Annotated in this window: 14 protein-coding genes; 5 read left to right on the top strand and 9 right to left on the bottom strand. The window is 32.4% G+C overall.

All coding sequences use genetic code 11. The features are described 5' to 3' along the window. Positions 1-97 precede the first annotated feature (97 nt). Positions 98-2,734 (top strand): valine--tRNA ligase, encoded by a 2,637-nt coding sequence (locus ACFQ1R_RS06200; RefSeq protein WP_379925260.1) that lies wholly within the window; start codon positions 98-100, stop codon positions 2,732-2,734. A 152-nt stretch (positions 2,735-2,886) separates the two neighbouring features. On the opposite strand, the gene ACFQ1R_RS06195 is transcribed toward ACFQ1R_RS06200, so the two are convergent. The 5 genes from ACFQ1R_RS06195 to ACFQ1R_RS06175 all read right to left on the bottom strand — a co-directional run bounded on the left by ACFQ1R_RS06195 (position 2,887) and on the right by ACFQ1R_RS06175 (position 9,773). Further along, positions 2,887-3,609 carry a hypothetical protein gene (locus ACFQ1R_RS06195; protein ID WP_379925259.1) on the bottom strand — a complete coding sequence of 241 codons (723 nt, stop codon included), beginning with the start codon at positions 3,607-3,609 and terminating at the stop codon, positions 2,887-2,889. Between the two features lie 86 nt (positions 3,610-3,695). After that, complete coding sequence (locus ACFQ1R_RS06190; protein WP_379925258.1) at positions 3,696-5,843, bottom strand: cation:proton antiporter domain-containing protein; 2,148 nt, start codon at positions 5,841-5,843, stop codon at positions 3,696-3,698. 86 nt (positions 5,844-5,929) lie between these two features. After that, positions 5,930-8,251, bottom strand: a complete 2,322-nt coding sequence (locus tag ACFQ1R_RS06185) for a TonB-dependent receptor plug domain-containing protein (RefSeq protein ID WP_379925257.1) — start codon at positions 8,249-8,251, stop codon at positions 5,930-5,932. Beyond that, positions 8,244-9,143: a FecR family protein gene (locus tag ACFQ1R_RS06180; RefSeq protein WP_379925256.1), complete on the bottom strand. Its 900-nt coding sequence runs from the start codon at positions 9,141-9,143 to the stop codon at positions 8,244-8,246. Before ACFQ1R_RS06180 ends, ACFQ1R_RS06185 begins: the two co-directional genes overlap by 8 nt. 114 nt (positions 9,144-9,257) lie before the next feature. Further along, positions 9,258-9,773, bottom strand: a complete 516-nt coding sequence (locus ACFQ1R_RS06175) for an RNA polymerase sigma factor (protein WP_379925255.1) — start codon at positions 9,771-9,773, stop codon at positions 9,258-9,260. Positions 9,774-9,923: 150 nt separating this feature from the next. Between ACFQ1R_RS06175 and ACFQ1R_RS06170 the strand changes: the two genes are divergently transcribed. From ACFQ1R_RS06170 to ACFQ1R_RS06155, 4 genes are all read left to right on the top strand, one after another. Then, positions 9,924-11,684: a hypothetical protein gene (locus tag ACFQ1R_RS06170; RefSeq protein ID WP_379925254.1), complete on the top strand. Its 1,761-nt coding sequence runs from the start codon at positions 9,924-9,926 to the stop codon at positions 11,682-11,684. A gap of 342 nt (positions 11,685-12,026) precedes the next feature. After that, complete coding sequence (ffh, locus tag ACFQ1R_RS06165) at positions 12,027-13,355, top strand: signal recognition particle protein (RefSeq protein ID WP_379925253.1); 1,329 nt, start codon at positions 12,027-12,029, stop codon at positions 13,353-13,355. A gap of 44 nt (positions 13,356-13,399) precedes the next feature. Continuing rightward, positions 13,400-13,774: a four helix bundle protein gene (locus ACFQ1R_RS06160; RefSeq protein WP_379925252.1), complete on the top strand. Its 375-nt coding sequence runs from the start codon at positions 13,400-13,402 to the stop codon at positions 13,772-13,774. Between the two features lie 65 nt (positions 13,775-13,839). Further along, positions 13,840-14,718 carry a bifunctional 5,10-methylenetetrahydrofolate dehydrogenase/5,10-methenyltetrahydrofolate cyclohydrolase gene (locus ACFQ1R_RS06155; protein ID WP_379925251.1) on the top strand — a complete coding sequence of 293 codons (879 nt, stop codon included), beginning with the start codon at positions 13,840-13,842 and terminating at the stop codon, positions 14,716-14,718. A gap of 5 nt (positions 14,719-14,723) precedes the next feature. Here the strand turns inward: ACFQ1R_RS06155 and rluF are convergent, their stop codons facing one another. The 4 genes from rluF to ACFQ1R_RS06135 all read right to left on the bottom strand — a co-directional run bounded on the left by rluF (position 14,724) and on the right by ACFQ1R_RS06135 (position 17,793). Then, complete coding sequence (gene rluF / locus ACFQ1R_RS06150) at positions 14,724-15,488, bottom strand: 23S rRNA pseudouridine(2604) synthase RluF (RefSeq protein WP_379925250.1); 765 nt, start codon at positions 15,486-15,488, stop codon at positions 14,724-14,726. A gap of 110 nt (positions 15,489-15,598) precedes the next feature. Next, entirely contained in the window at positions 15,599-16,423 is an 825-nt protein-coding gene (locus ACFQ1R_RS06145; RefSeq protein ID WP_379925249.1) for an alpha/beta hydrolase, read from the bottom strand. Next, positions 16,424-16,792, bottom strand: coding sequence for a cupin domain-containing protein (locus ACFQ1R_RS06140; protein WP_379925248.1), 369 nt, complete (start codon positions 16,790-16,792; stop codon positions 16,424-16,426). A gap of 29 nt (positions 16,793-16,821) precedes the next feature. Continuing rightward, positions 16,822-17,793, bottom strand: a complete 972-nt coding sequence (locus ACFQ1R_RS06135) for a YitT family protein (RefSeq protein WP_379925247.1) — start codon at positions 17,791-17,793, stop codon at positions 16,822-16,824. Positions 17,794-17,822 lie beyond the last annotated feature (29 nt).

The raw sequence follows: 17,822 nt of genomic DNA, 5'->3' as shown, positions 1-17,822 counted from the left end.
AACTCATACAACCTTTTGTCAATCTGCTATAATGCCTTTCACAGAAAAAGAAATATAAGTACTTTTGCAAATCATTATTCAAAAACTATTCCAAAGTATGCAAATGCCTTCAAAATATGATGCAAGTCAGGTAGAAACTAAGTGGTACAACTACTGGATGAAACATAATTACTTTCATTCAACACCAGACCACAGAGAACCTTATACTATAGTAATTCCGCCACCAAACGTTACAGGCGTGTTGCACATGGGGCATATGTTGAACAATACCATTCAAGATGTATTAATTCGTCGTGCACGTTTACAAGGAAAAAATGCGTGTTGGGTACCAGGTACAGACCATGCTTCTATTGCTACCGAAGCAAAAGTTGTGGCAAAACTAAAGGAACAAGGTATTGATAAAAATAATTTGTCTCGTGAAGAATTTTTAAAACACGCATGGGATTGGACGCACGAATATGGTGGCGTTATTTTAGAACAACTTAAAAAATTAGGCTGTTCTTGCGATTGGGACAGAACCAAATTCACCATGGATGACGATATGAGTGAAGCGGTTATTAAGGTATTTGTCGATTTGTATAACAAAGGATTAATATACCGAGGTTATCGTATGGTAAATTGGGATCCAGAAGCGAAAACCACATTGTCTGATGAAGAAGTTATTTATGAAGAAAAACAAGGCAATCTTTACTATTTAAATTATAAAATTGAAGGAAGCAACGATACTTTAACCATCGCTACCACACGTCCTGAAACCATTTTTGGTGATACTGCTATTTGTATTAACCCAAATGATGAGCGCTTTACACATCTAAAAGGTAAAAAAGCCATCGTGCCTATTTGCAATCGTGTGATTCCTATTATTGAAGATGATTATGTAGATATGGAATTTGGTACAGGATGCTTAAAAGTAACGCCTGCACATGATGAAAACGATAAAGTTTTAGGCGATAAACACAAACTTGAAGTAATTGATATCTTTAATGAAGATGCCAGTTTAAACAGCTTTGGCTTACATTATCAAGGAAAAGACCGATTTGTAGTTCGTAAAGAAATTACACAAGAACTGGAAGAAAAAGGTTTTTTAGTAAAAACTGAAACACATATCAATAAAGTAGGAACTTCTGAAAGAACCAAAGCTGTTATTGAACCACGATTATCAGACCAATGGTTTTTGAAAATGGAAGAGCTTGTAAAACCAGCAATTGAAGCGGTTTTAGGTGAAGCTTCTGAAATTAAATTATTCCCTAAAAAGTTTGAAAACACCTATCGCCATTGGATGGAAAACATTCGCGATTGGAATATTTCACGCCAATTATTATGGGGACAACAAATTCCAGCGTACTATTACGGTGATGGAAAAGAAGATTTTGTAGTTGCAGAAACCATTGAAAAGGCACTGAAATTAGCACAAGAAAAGACTAAAACCCAACACCTAACAGCTAAAGACCTAAGACAAGATACCGACGCGTTAGATACGTGGTTTAGTTCATGGTTATGGCCAATGAGCGTGTTTGATGGCATCAGAAATCCAGAAAATGACGATATTAAATACTACTACCCAACCAACGATTTAGTTACTGGTCCAGATATTCTGTTCTTTTGGGTAGCACGTATGATTATTGCTGGCTACGAATATAAAGGTGAAAAACCATTCCAAAACGTGTATTTAACTGGTTTGGTTCGCGATAAGCAACGCCGAAAAATGAGTAAATCCTTAGGGAATTCACCTGATGCACTAAAATTAATTGAAGAATATAGTGCAGATGGCGTTCGTGTTGGCTTGCTTTTAAGTAGCGCCGCAGGAAACGATTTAATGTTTGATGAAGCACTTTGTCAACAAGGAAAAGGCTTTGGAAATAAAATTTGGAACGCCTACCGTTTGGTTGATGGTTGGGAGATTAACGATACCATTCCGCAACCAAATTCTAGTAAAACGGCTATTGCTTGGTACGAATCCAAATTCCAAAAAGCATTACTAGAAATTGAAGATCATTTTAGTAAATACCGTTTAAGCGACGCATTAATGGCAATTTATAAACTTATTTACGACGATTTTTGTGGTTGGTTGCTAGAAATGGTTAAACCAGCATACCAACAACCCATTGATGCTGTTACTTATAAATCGGTTATAGCAATTTTTGAAGATAACTTAAAAATTGTACATCCATTTATGCCATTTTTAACCGAAGATATTTGGCATTATATAGCAGAAAGAACGCCTGAAGAAGCATTAATTGTTGCCAAATGGCCAGAAGCAAAACCAGTAAATGAAGCTTTAATTACTGAGTTTGAATTTGCTTCGGAAGTTATTTCTGGTATTAGAAATATTAGAAAAGAAAAGAATATTGCTTTTAAAGATGCTATTGGTTTTTCAGTAATTAATAATGAAAAAGCAGGTACATCGTTTGATGGTATTATTTCTAAATTAGGAAACTTGGAAGCTGTAAATTATGTAAATGAAGCAGTTGAAGGTGCACTTACATTCAGAGTAAAATCTAACGAATATTTTATTCCTATGGAAGGCAGTATTGATGTAGAAGCTGAAATTAAAAAACTAACCGAAGAATTAAATTACACCGAAGGCTTTTTAAAATCGGTACAAAAGAAACTATCAAACGAGCGTTTTGTTACCGGTGCGCCAGAACAAGTGATTGCCAACGAGCGTAATAAAGAAGCCGATGCATTGGCTAAAATTGAAACCTTGAAGGCTAGTTTGGCTAGTTTAGAATAAGATTTTTAAGTTGGTTCGTTTAACGATTTCGGCTATGAGTAGTTGCGTTGTTTAGCGGTGAATTTAGCAAGTACACACCAAACTGAAAATACAGATGATTTTGCAAAACAAACAAAACTAACTATTGCGCCAAACGGTTGTTACTATTAGTATTAATTATCTACTAGTAGTTCCTTCGGTTTTTTGAGTTCATACTTTTTCATTTCTTTTCTTGTCAATTTTTTTGTTACTTGATAGTTGTCTTTGAATACGTATTGAACCATAATTGGATAGTTCAATTTGTTATTAACGCATATCAAATTTCCATTTACAAAATTGTAAAGGTTGAAAAGCCAATAATTGTGATTTTTGTGGTTTTGTAAAGTCATTGTTATAATTTCAAAATTTCCATCACCATTTAAATCTCTTTCTGTTGTATTTTCTCCGATTTTATCGTCAAATGAAACTTTTGTGAAACTTTTATTTTCATTTTGAAAAAAGTAAATAACTCTAACATTCAATGAAGCAAGGCCTAAACCCATATAATAACAAACAATTTTAAAGTCTTTTTTGCCATCTCCATTATAGTCTGCGACATAGAATGCGTCTGTTCCTTGAGTCGGAATTTCTTCAAAGTATTTTCTACTTTTTGATTTTGTATTTACTTCAATATTAGTTTTTCTTAAGTCTTCAGTATTGCCATTTATTATGACTTCCAAATCTGATTTATCATTGAAAAATGACTTTACAATTTTTGAATACTTCAAAAAGCTGTTTTCTTCTGTCATTTTAAATTCCAAACTTGAGGTTTTTGGTTTCTTATATTTTTCAAATGGATACTGTCCAAAAACGAAAATTGGAAACAAAAGAAATGTGTATTTTAAGAAGTTGGTCATCTAAATGTAGTTGGTAATAACATGATTTGAAATCGTTTTAATTATCTAATCCTAAACAAGATAGTGGTATTTTTGTACAAATCAAGTTATTTTTTTCTAAAAACTCTAGCAATCGTTTTGCCCAATTCATCTAGTTTTTCTAATGGTTCTAAAAGCGATGGGTTATTAAAGTCAACACTATTATTATTGACTTGGTTTTCCATAATAGGGCAAACTAAAATAAAGCTATTGGAAGCTAAGTAGCGGTTTAAATAAATTGAAATATTCTTTATGTTTTTTTGGTACGAAGGTTCGTCTTTTCTAGTAAGTATAAATATTAAATTATCATCTATTTTAATGTTACTCGATAAGGTTTTGGCGTTATTCCAACTATTAAAGGTTATAAAATCGGCATCAATTGGGTGTTCTTCATGTACATTTTGAATTACTTTTATGGTTTGTTCGGTACCATAAAAAATAAGTTTAGCACCTGTATTGTATGCAATATTCCAAACTTTTAAAAGCCAAAATGGAAAGCCTATTTCGTTTTCTACATTGTTAGGCATAATAATAATGTGTCTTTTTATGGTGGCAATAGGTTGTAACGATTTGTAAATAAAGCTAGTAGCGTTACATTTAGATAAAACACCTTCGGTTAAACTACCTAAAAACGATTCGGAAATATGTTTTTTTACATGCAACCCTAAAATTAAATCGGTTGCTTTTTGTTCTTTGGCTACGTTTAAAATACCGTTCATAATATTTAAATCATAGCGTAGTAATTTATTCAAATGCATATCGGTAGCCGAGGCAATATGTATGGCTTTGTCTAGTATTTTAATAGCACGTGTTTCGGCATCAACATCGGTAGAATCGTTTCTTAAAACATGCAATGCTAATAGCGAATTTTTGTGTTCAGTAGATTTAAAAATAGTACTTAAACTTATCAGTTCTTCAACGGTTTCAATATTATTAATAGCAACAACTATTTTTTCTTCATTACCTGTATTTTCTTTGTCTTTTGCAGTAAATTGTAATAATGATAGGTTTCGCGCACCTTTTTGTACCACAAATGTTGAAATGGTACAGGTTATTAAAATCATGATGATTGTGCCATTTAAAATACTTTCACCTAAAAGCCTAATAGGTTCGCCAGTTTCAGTTTCACCAATAATAATGTTATAGCCTACAGAAACGGTTGCTAAAGTAACAGCTGCATGGGCAATACTTAACCCAAAAATTAGGTGGCGTTCATCAGTAGAAAATTTAAAAGTTTTTTGAGTACTCCAAGCTGCAATAAACTTAGCTAGTGTAACTGCAATAGACATAACTATGGCTACCAAAATGGTTTCCATATCGGTAAAAAAGGCTCTAAAATCGAGCAACATACCAACACCTATAAGGAAAAACGGAATAAAAATGGCGTTTCCAACAAACTCAATACGATTCATTAATGGCGATGTAGCTGGAATTAATCTATTAAGCGCAAAACCTGATAGTAGTGCACCAATAATAGCTTCAATACCTGCTACTTCGGCTAAAAACGCACCCAAAAATAGCATTACTAAAACAAAAATATACTGCGAAATGTGGTCTTGGTAACGTTTTAAAAACCAGCGACCTATAATTGGGAATACATGTAATACAATAAACCCAAAAATAATAACAGATATGAATAGTTTAATCCAAAACACAGTGTTAGTTGTACCTTTTGTCATACCTACAATAATTGCAAGTACCAAAAGAGCCAACGTATCGGTAATCATAGTGCCGCCAACTACAATGTTTACAGCTCTGTTTTTTGCGACACCAAACCGTCCTAAAATAGGGTAGGCAATAAGTGTGTGCGATGCAAACATACTGGCGAGAAGAACCGATGTAATAACTGAAAATTTTAAAATATAAATGCCAACCAAAACACCAAAAATCATTGGAATTGAAAAGGTGTAAAGTCCAAACAACAAGCTTTTAAACTTGTTTTTCTTGAACTCGTTCATATCAATTTCTAAACCAGCGAGAAACATAATGTACAGCAAACCTGCCGTTCCCGATAAAATAATGCTACTATCGCGTAGTAGTAAATTAAAACCGTTTGGACCAATTAATGCGCCAGCAAGAATAAGTCCTAAAATATGAGGAATTCTTAACTTATTAAGAAGAATAGGAGCTAAAAGGATAATGATTAAAATAACAAGAAATTTTAATACCGGATTGGTAAATGGCAACGAGGTATCTAAAATGTTTAGCAATAACATAACCCTTATATTTTCTTAGCCAAATATAAGAAATGGATTGTTCTGTTTATTAAAATTAATTGCAAGTAAATTTTATTGAAAAAAACTTAAAAATGAACCCTAAAACTAACATTGGGTGTAATGCCTAAGGATTGATTTTCAACTTTAGCAATTTGATTATTACTATCTAAATTGTAATAGGTATTGATTACATTTTTTTTGTTTGAAATATTCCAAACGGAAGCACCAACGGTAGCTTTTGATGTATTTGAAATGTTAAATTGATAGGTTGCAGAACAATCGGCACGTAAGTAATCTTTCAAATTGGTGCTATTTGGGTTTGAATATGTTATTTCATTATCATTTGGGTCGTCATTTGTGTTAGGTAAGGTGGTTGGTTTTCCTGAATGCCAATTTAAGCCCAAAGCAAATTTAAAGTTGTTAATTGTATATGTGCTACCAAAAGTTACAGCATGCCTAATATCGGCGTTGTTAGGAAACGGTTTGCCATCATTCAAGGTGTTAAATGTATAATTGTTAGTGTTGTATGAATAGGAAATCCAGGTACTTACTGATTCATAAAATTGCTTGTTTAACAATACATCAATCCCTTTAATTTCATAACTACCTATGGCTTTTACAAACTGGTATTGGTTTTGAAATCCTTGACTTCGCGTTGTAATACCGTCTACTTTTTTAATGTATGTTTCGGCACTTATAAGTAATTTGTTTTTGTTATAATGAATACCAATTGAAGCTTGTTTGCTTTTTAAAACAGGAATGTCGTTGTTGTTCGATAAAATCCATCGGCGTTTTTCAATACCTAAAAAATCATTTTGTAAATCGATAATTTGTGTTGAAGTTTGACTTTTAAATTCGCCCAAAATTTCGAGTCGGAAATTATTTAAAAATCGCTGACTAAAACTCAATCGTGGTTCAATAAAAAGCATATTGAATTTTGGTATATGATTTAATCTTGCACCTAATTTTAAATTGGTTTTAGCTGTATTTGAAAGTAAATTTGCTTCGGTATATACAGCGTGACTTCTTATAACTTCTTTAATGTAACTTCTAAAAACAGGATTGTTAACATCTTCTAAATTGCTAATGCCAACTTCAGAAAATTGATAACCACTATTAATTTTAAGGTGATGATTGTGAGTGTAATTAATATCTAATTTGGCTGAACCATCATACACTTCGTTTTCTTGAATTAAACGAAGGTTGTTAGTTATATCATAGTTAGTTGCATCCAAATCGTAGTTTGAAAGCGCTATTTGCGATGTTGTTGAAAGTACTTCATTCCAATTTTTAGTATAGGTAATGCCTGTAGCCAGATTTTTTTGAGATAATTTGCTATTAAAAGCATCGTTTCTGTCATTTATAGTTGATTGTTCATCATAATCTAAACGATTATTTACATTTAAAAAATGAATTCGAATTTTGTCTGTTTTAGAAACATCATATAAAAACTTCAATGTTACATCGTAAAAATAAAATTGTTCGTTTTGTGAAATGGAATTTCTGTTGGCGTTCGTTAAATCGGAATCTTGAAAAATGCGTTTAAAATATTGGTCGTAGGTAGGTGTTAAAATTAAATCGGTTACAGAACGTCTGCTAGACAATTGTAATTCTGTTTTACGTGATAATGGTATTTTTGCAAACCCATCTGCATTTATCAAATTAAAACCTAAGCCAGCTTTAAATTCATTATCAATATTGTTTGGTAATTGCATGTCTATAATACTTGAAATACCATCGCCATATTTTGCACTTGTACCATTTTTATAAACATTAACACGTTTGGTAGTGTAGGGGTTAAATGCTGAAATTAAACCAAAAAAATGACCAGATTGATACATTTTTATACCATCCCAAAGTAGTAAGTTTTGGTCGTGTGTGCCACCACGAACGTTAATATTTGATACCGTTTCATCGGTACTTAAAATACCCGGAAGTGATTGAATGGTTTGTAAAACATCGGGTTCTATTAAACCTGGTAGAATACCAAATGCTTCGGGTTTTATAGTAAGTGAACCATCGTTTAGTTTGGTAATACCAGTAGTTAGGTAATTGCTAACTACAATTTCTTCAAGTCGTTGTGTTTGAAATGTGGTAGTTTCAGTAGTGTTTTCAATACGTTTTTTTATTACAATAAACCTATTATCTAGCAATTCAAAATCTAACTGTGTTTCAGTTTTAAGAAGTTTTAATGCTTCATCTAGAAATAAATCATCGTTGGGTAAAGAAGCGGTTTTGTTTTTAATAGTTTCGTCTACATAAGAAAAACGAACGTTATATTTTTCCTCAAGTACTTTTAAAATAGTAATAAGCGGTTGCTTTTCTTTTTGAATAGTTTGCGCTTTTAAGATGGCAACATTCAAAAAAAAGAGTAAACAACTAATAGAAAGATATCCGTTTCTACTCACGTTTTAAGATGATAGTGCTGTTTGATTTACTATACGTTACTTGTAAAGGTAAGGTAATTGCTTTTAAGGCAATATCTAAATTATTGTGAGCAAAACTACCTGTGAATAACTGATTTGAATCAATATTTAAAAGCGTAATATCTACATGGTATTGTCTTTCAAATTCGGCTATAACGGCTTTATAAGGTACACTTTTAAATGTACTTTCGTTATTTAACCACGAAGGTGTTGAGCGGTTTTCTTTTTCTTTAGCAATTGTTTTCCCATCAATAATTAAAAAACTGTCGCCAGGTTTTAATTTTGTTTCTTGAGAATTGTAATTAACCCCAACCAAACCTTCGTAGCAAATAACTTCAAAATAATTATCGCGTTGTTTTACATTAAACTGCGTTCCGTAAACGGTTACAGTTCCAGATGTTGTAATAACATTAAAAGTTGAACCTTTGGCAACTTTAAAAAAAGCTTCACCATTAAGTTGAACATCACGTTGTTTTTTCCAAGAATTTTTATTGAATACTAAACTCGATTTTGCATTTAATGAAACGTTTGAAGCATCGGGTAATTCAACGGTTGTTTTTTGAGCAAATTCTGTAGTAATTGTTGTGTTTAAAGTTGTTGTGTAATAATATAAACTAAAACAAATAGCTAGAATAGCTGCAACACGCATAAAGGGTTTAAACCAATGTGTTTGCGGTTGTTTTTTTGTTTTTATGGTTTGTAAAACAGTTTCTAATTCATTTGAAGTATCATAATCTTCAGCCTTAAAAGCTTGCAAACTGTTGTTTAACTTTACCAAATCATCATAGTCTTCAAGGTTTTTAAACGCTTCAAGTTCTAAATCATTTAGATTGTTATTTAACCATTTTGATATTAATGCTTCTCTGTTCATCATTTCTGTATTCAATTATATAACAGTTAACTTTATTTTTTTCCTACCCTAACTCTAAAAAAGTTTTAAAGTTTAAATGTTTGAAAGTAAAAAGTTTAGATTTCTAACCATCAAATTTTACAACTCCTTAATCTCTTTTCTCAACTTCTCCAAAGCACCATAAATACGTTTTTCAACCGCTTTGGTTGAAATTTCTAAAATATCAGCAATTTCCTTAAAACGTTTACCTTCCACACGGTTCATCATAAACGCTTCACGTTGCGCATCGGTTAAATTCGCAAGTGCTTGTTGTAGCTTAGCCATATATTCGGTTTCCTGCATTAAAAATTCAGGATTTTCATTAGTGTAGGTTTTTGGTTTGGTTTGTTGGTGTTTTAAAACCACTTTTTGATGCGCAGCTTCATTCAACATTAAATTATTGGCGGTAGTAAAAACAAAACTCTTAGCTTTATCAGGACTTACTTTTGCACAATTTTCCCATAATTTCACAAAAGCCTCTTGTACTTTATCTTTAGGGTTTAGTAAATCACCATACTTATAATATAAAAAGTTGTGTAAATCTTTGGCATATTTATTAAATATGGACGAAAATAAGCGTTCTTCACAGATGTTTTCGTTAAGTTGTTTCTCCATTGTTTTGGGTAGTTGGTTGGACTAAATTAAGGTTTTTAAAACTTTGAAACTTTTAAATTTTAAAACTTTTTTCAAAAACTAGGTAGGAATTTTTAAAGTTATCTTGTTTTATAATAAAAATGCTATGTCAAACCCAAAAAATCAAACACCATGAAAACTAAATTACAAACATTATTACTACTGTCTTTTTTTGCCCTATTGCTATTTACATCTTGTCAAGATGAAGTTATTGAAATTACGCAACCTACCGAAAGTGAAGCACTTGTGGCAACGTCTGAGCTAACAAGTATGATGAGTGCTACATCTGTAATGGATGGTTCTGCAGATAATATTATTGATAAAGCAAGTTGTTTGTCGGTTCAACTTCCTGTAACAGTTAAAGTAAACGGACAAGAAATTATTATTGCTTCTAAAGAAGATTATAAAACCATTGAAGCCATTTTTAATGAGTTTGAAGATGATGATGATGTTTTAAACATTGTATTTCCAATAACCGTTATTTTATCCGATCATACCGAAGTTACCGTGCAAAACAAAGAAGCTTTAGCAGTATTAGTAAAAGAATGCAAAGGCGAAGATGAAGACGATGATGATATTGAATGTATTGATTTTCAATATCCAATATCATTTTCAGTGTTTAATGCACAATTTCAAATTGTAAATGTTGTTAAAATTGAAAGTGATAGCCAATTGCACAAATTCATCAAACGTGTAAAAAATGCCGAAGTTATAGCAAGTATAAACTTTCCGTTAAATCTTGTTTTAGCAGATGGAACAGTAATAACAGTAAATAGCAATGCAGAATTAGCTGCTACCATAAAACAAGCTAAAGATTCTTGTGATGAAGATGATGATAACGATTACCACGATGACGATTTTACAAAAGAACGTCTAGATACGCTTTTAAAAATATGTCCTTGGGTAGTAAACGAATTTCAACGAAATACCATTAGTTTAAGCAATGCGTATCGAGAATATGTTATCACGTTTAAAGATGATAATATCGTTAAAGTTCGCACCAGAAATGGCGATATGCTAACAGGTACATGGTCATCACGCATAACAAAAAATGGTGCATTAATAAAATTAGAATTTGATACTCTAGTAGATTTTACTTTAGAATGGTTTGTTTACGAAATTGAATACGGAAAAATTAAGCTATTCACATCTAATGGCAATAAACTTATACTAAAGAAAAACTGCGATGTGGTTATAGATATTACCAAAGACCGTATTGAAAACTATTTACAAGAATGTTTCTGGAGAATTGAGCGTTTAAGTGTTGATGGTATAAATAACGAAAAAGATTATATAGGAACACCATTAAAATTCTTTGCAAACAATGTTGTAAAACTAAGAGTTAATGGCGAATATGTTTCAGGAACTTACGAAATAGGCGTAAGAAACATAGGCTTCATTTTACAAATAACCCTAGATGGTCGTCCAAATTTAAAACTAGAATGGTTAATAACCTTTTTAGAACCAGGTTTAATAAAACTAGAAAACGCAAACAATAAAATGGTGTTACAAAGACATTGTTTAGATGTAGATGACGATTTAAAATACATTGACGCTGTAATAATTAATGGCGATTGGAAAGTAGCAAAATATGATGATGGTTTGGTACACGTTCAAGACCCAACAATAAACTTTGCAGGTTATACCGTTAATTTTTTAATAACTGGAAGAATAAAAGTAACCGATCCAAACAATGGCGTAACAGCAGGCTCATGGTTAGCCTACAGAAACGACGGTTTGTTTTTAGGCTTACATTTTGCAAACCAAGCACCGTTTAACGAATTATCGTACAGATGGCGAATAAAATCAATAACCCCTAATAGAATTGAATTAAAAGATTTAAGTTCTACAGGAACTGTAGAAAGAATATTAGTCCTTGAAAAGAAAAGTTAAGTAAGCTTTTAATAAACAAAAGGAAACATTCGTTTTTGGTTGGTTAGGTTAAATTATTAAATAACGTTTCCTTTATAAAGGTTGTCAAATACAAATTTTGGCAACCTTTTTTTTATGGCGCTACCACAAGGGTCGGGATAGGAGTTTATCTAGAGCGCAGTCGAAAGGCTACAAGTCCTCGCTCGTACCTCGCTGTGGGCTTTCCACTACTATCCCTAGCGCAAACCACAACAAACCACAAAGTAAATTAACATCAAAAAGAAGCATCATTTTTATAAAAATCAAGGGTAATAATACGCTTCAAATCATTAACTTTGCACTTTTAAAATTTCAATAAAAATTATGTTCAATAATTTAAGCGATAAATTAGATAAAGCCTTACACGTACTAAAAGGGCACGGAAGTATCACCGAAGTAAACGTAGCCGAAACCTTAAAAGAAGTACGTCGCGCGTTACTAGATGCCGATGTTAACTTTAAAATAGCCAAAGATTTTACAACCACAGTAAAAGAAAAGGCACTTGGTCAAAACGTATTAACTACGTTACAACCAGGGCAATTAATGGTTAAAATCGTAAAAGACGAGCTTACCGAACTAATGGGTGGCGATGCAGAAGGCATTAACCTTTCAGGTAACCCAAGCGTTATTTTAATGTCTGGCTTACAAGGTTCTGGTAAAACAACCTTTTCTGGTAAATTGGCCAATTATCTAAAAACAAAAAAATCAAAAAAGCCATTATTAGTAGCTTGTGATGTTTATAGACCAGCGGCAATAGATCAACTTCATGTAGTTGGTAGTCAAATAGGTGTTGAGGTTTTTAGCGATAGAGGAAATTCAGATCCTGTTGCTATTTCAAAAGCAGGTATTGCACACGCTAAAGCAAATGGATATAATGTAGTAATTATAGATACCGCAGGTCGTTTAGCTGTTGATGAGGCAATGATGACCGAAATATCGAACATCCATAAAGCCATTCAACCACAAGAAACCTTGTTTGTTGTAGATTCTATGACAGGGCAAGATGCCGTAAATACAGCAAAAGCCTTCAACGATGTGTTGAATTTTGATGGGGTTATCCTTACAAAATTAGATGGTGATACACGAGGTGGAGCAGCTATTTCTATCAAATCGGTAGTCAATAAACCTATTAAGTTTATTGGTACGGGCGAGAAAATGGAAGCCATCGATGTGTTCTATCCATCACGTATGGCAGACCGTATTTTAGGAATGGGTGATGTTGTTTCGTTAGTTGAACGTGCACAAGAACAGTTTGATGAAGAGGAAGCACGTAAACTTCAAAAGAAAATTGCCAAAAACCAATTTGGGTTTGATGATTTCTTAAAACAAATTCAGCAAATTAAAAAAATGGGAAACATGAAAGACCTTATGGGTATGATTCCTGGTGCTGGAAAAATGTTGAAAGATGTTGATATTGATGATGATGCTTTTAAAGGTATAGAAGCTATCATTCATTCCATGACTCCTAAAGAACGAAGCAATCCAAACATTATAAACGCAAGTAGAAAAACTAGAATAGGTAAAGGTTCTGGTACATCTGTACAGCAAGTAAATCAGCTTTTAAAACAATTCGACCAAATGAGCAAAATGATGAAGATGATGCAAGGTGGTGGCGGTAAAAAGATGATGCAGATGATGAAAGGAATGAGATAGTTTTCAGTCGCAGTCACAGTTTTCAGTAGTAAAGATTATTGTTTATGGATTTCAAAAAACTTCTAGCTTATCAAAAATCATTTGAATTAGCGATGTTTATTTTTGAAATTTCAAAAAGTTTTCCAAAGGAAGAAACATATTCTTTAACTGATCAAATACGAAGAAGTTCTCGTTCTGTATCTGCGAATATTTCTGAAGCCTATAGAAAAAGACGTTATCCAAAACATTTTATTAGTAAGTTAACGGATGCTGATGGTGAAAACTCTGAAACGAATACTTGGTTGGATTTTGCTTTAGCCTGTAACTATATTTCAAATGAAGATTATTCTAAATGTTCAGATGAAGGTAAGGAGATAGGAAAATTAATAAATTACATGATTAATAATCCAGAGAAATTTGGAGTTAATATAGAAAACTAAAATGGCATATGTAAGTCGGTAGAGTGATAATCTGCGACTGCGACTGCGACTGAAAACTTATAAAGATGATAATTTTAGACGGTAAAAAAGTAAGCAACGATATAAAGGAAGAAATAGCAGAACACGTAAGTGCGCTAGTTTCAAAAGGAGAAAAAGTACCACATTTGGCTGCTATTTTGGTTGGAACCGATGGTGCAAGTATGACCTATGTAAACGCAAAAGTAAAAGCTTGCGAAAAGATAGGTTTCAATTCTACCTTAATAGATTTACCCGATTATACTTCAGAAGAAGAATTATTAGCAAAAATTAACGAACTAAACACGAATGATGATATTGATGGGTTTATAGTTCAGTTGCCATTGCCAAAACATATTGATGAACAAAAAGTGCTAATGGCTGTTCACCCAGATAAAGATGTTGATGGTTTTCATCCAACAAACGTTGGTAAAATGGCTTTAGATTTGCCAACATTTTTACCTGCAACACCATACGGAATTTTGGAATTGTTAGAACGCTACCAAGTAGAAACTTCTGGTAAAAACGTGGTAGTAATGGGAAGAAGCCATATTGTTGGTCGCCCAATGAGTATTTTAATGAGCCAAAAACGTAAAGCTGGTGATGCTACGGTTACGGTTGTTCATAGTCGTTCAAAAAACTTAGCCGAAATAACAAAAGCTGCAGATATTATTGTTGCTGCCATTGGTATTTCAGAGTTTTTAACTGGCGATATGGTTAAGGAAGATGTGGTAATTGTTGATGTTGGCATTACGCGTGTACCAGATGCTACCAAAGCAAATGGTTACAGATTGGCAGGCGATGTTCATTTTGAAAGTGTAAGCAAAAAAGCAAGTTATATTACGCCGGTTCCTGGTGGTGTTGGCCCTATGACGATAGCTATGTTGCTTAAAAACACATTATTAGCTAGAGAGCGACGTAAAAACTAGTAAGCCTATTTTCTTCGGTTTGATTTTTTTATTTTAGGAACAAATTCTTTGGTTGAAGAACTAATTAGCTTTTCTAGTTCTGTAAATTCTTGTTTAGTAAGTTCTCGGTATTCGCCAATAGGCATATCGAGTTTAATATTCATAATGCGAATACGTTTCAATGTTAATACTTCATAATTTAAGTATTCGCACATACGGCGTATTTGTCGGTTTAACCCTTGTGTTAAAATAATTTTGAATTCATAAGTACCCGTTTTTTCAACCTCACATTTTTTAGTGGTTTTCTTTAATTCTTCTAACGGAATACCACCTCGCATGCGTTCTAAAAAGGTTTGAGAAATAGGCTTATCAACTGTAACAATATATTCTTTTTCGTGATTATTACTGGCGCGAAGAATTTTGTTTACAATATCGCCATCATCAGTTAAAAGAATTAAACCTTCACTGGGTTTATCCAATCTTCCAATAGGAAAAATACGTTTGGGGTAATTAATAAAATCGATGATATTGTCTTTTTCAACGCTAGTATCGGTAGTGCAAACAATACCAACAGGTTTGTTAAACGCCAAATAAACAAAAGATGTTTTAGTGTTGGTTATGTCTTTTCCATCAACTTGAACGGAATCGTTAGGTGAAATTTTGGTGCCCATTTCTGGTATAACGCCGTTAATGGTTACCCTGCCAGCTTCAATAAGTTTATCGGCTTCTCTGCGCGAGCAATAGCCAACTTCACTTAAAAATTTATTGATGCGTTTTAATTCTACTTCCATTTAAATAAAAAATCAAAAACCATTTACAATCCATCAAGGATTATATTAATTATAATGGTTTAGTTGCTAAAAGCCCATTATGGGTTTCAAGGTTCAAAAGTACAACAAATCTAATCGTTTAAAAACTGTAAAATATGATTGTAAACTACGTCATTTTTTAAACCATGACCAAAGCCTACAGTTTTGATTAGTTTTGAATTTTTATAATGTTTTGAAATGTGTAGTGCATCTTTATATGAAATAATGCGGTCTTTTTTGTCGTGAATAATAAGTCCTTCGGCTGTAATGTGCTTTATGAAATTTTCAACAGTATAAAATTCAGGATAATACCCAAAATATTTTAGATAGTATTCATTTATGGCTTTAATAACTCTTTTGTTGTAACCCATTATTTTAACATAGTTATCAATAACTTCATCAAAATTTGAAGGCGCGCCAAGTAGAATTAATTTATCTGGAGAAAGTTTATGGTTATTAATAGCTAAGGCAGAAGCTGTACCGCCAATAGAATGCCCAATAACTATAGAAGGTTTAAACTGTTTGATAACCATGTTTATGCATTCTGAATACAATACAGCATTAAAAATTTTGCTTCCGGAATTGCCATGTGCTGGTGCATCTAAGGCTATGATATTATAATCTTCAATTTTTAAAATTTCGATTAAATCTTTCCATCTAAAAGCATTACTTTCCCAACCGTGAACCAGTAAAATAGTACTTTTTGTTCCGCTCCAGCTATATGTTTTTATAGCAACATCTTCATAAATAATGGTTTCTTGAGATGCAGTTTTTAGATAGTTGGTTTCTTCAATGTTTAATTTGCCTTTTCGTGGTGTTGAAAATATTTTAACAGCTTGTTTTGCAGCGTAGTTAGGTAAAGGGTAACTAATGAAGTTTATTAGGTTTCCAATAGTTTTTGTTAATGTTTGGTTCATTTATGCTTCTCTGTTTACTAAATCCATTGAAAAGGCAGGTGTGCAAATGGCAATATATTCGCAAACTTCGGTAAACGGATTTGAATATTGAACACGTGTGTTTCGGTTAATTTTTATAGATTGACCAGCTTCTAAAACAACGATTTCATTTTCAATAATAAATTGTTTTTTACCTTTTATAATGAAAGTGTATTCATCAAACTCAGGTGTTTGAAACGGTTCGCTCCAACCTGCTGGTGCTTTCATGTGGGCAATACTAATATCAGCATTATTGTTAGTTGGAATACCAAAATGTTCTTTTATTACTTTACCATCATCAGTTGGAACTACAAATGGATTGGTTTGTAAAATGTATTTTTTCTCTTTCATAATTTTTAATTAACCTTTTTTATTGTTAATTATTTTAGCGGCTTTTTTTTAATCATTCCACCTTTCAAATCTTTAACAATACCCATGATGATGAAGGCATTTCTATCAATTTTATCAATTTCAGTTTGTAGTTTGGCAAGTTCTAAACGGGTTACTATGGTGTAAATAATGTCTTTATCATAGCTATCGCCACTTTTTCCGTAACCACCTTTGCCAGCATAAATAGTACAAGCACGATGTAGTTTTTCGGTAAGCATTATCCGTAAATTTTCGTGCTTTGTAGAAATTATGGTTACGCCAACGTATTCTTCAACACCATCAACTACAAAATCGACTGTTTTTGCAGCTGCTAAATAGGTTAAAATGGCATAAAGTGCAATTTCAATAGAAAGAATATATGCGCCAACTGAAAATATTAAAATGTTGATTAATAATAGAATATCGCCTATTGTTAGTGATAATTTTCTGCTTAAATAGATGGCTAAAACCTCGGTGCCATCAATAACGCTGCCACCTCGCATGGACATGCCAATTCCTAATCCTAAAAAAAATCCACCAAAAACAGAAATTAGTAATTTGTCTTCGGTAACTGTAGGATACTCTACAAAATGTACCACAAAAGCCAAAAGCGCAATAGCGGCAATACTGCGAACAGCAAATTTAAAATTGATGGTTTTTGAAGCTAAAATTAAAAATGGTAAGTTAACAAGAATCAGAAAATAACTTAAATCTAAATTGGTTACGTTTTGAAGTAACAGTGAAATACCAGTAGCGCCACCATCAATAAAACGATTTGGTAATAAAAAACCTTTTAAACCAAAACCAGCTGAAAATACACCAATAATTATGAAGATGTATTCCTTTATAGCATGTGAAACTTCAACTTGAAATCTTCTAACTAAAGGCACTAACTGTTTTTTGCTAACAGGTTTATTTTGTGCTTTTGCTTGAAGACGTTTCCGCGCAATATCAACTAATATTTTTGATAAAAATGGATTCATTAATTGTTACAATTTGAAAAATAAAATAG

This window comes from Mariniflexile jejuense, from assembly GCF_042675665.1.
Lineage (GTDB): Bacteria > Bacteroidota > Bacteroidia > Flavobacteriales > Flavobacteriaceae > Mariniflexile > Mariniflexile jejuense.
Note: the sequence above shows the minus strand (reverse complement) of the source record. Positions and strands in the feature narration are given on the sequence as shown.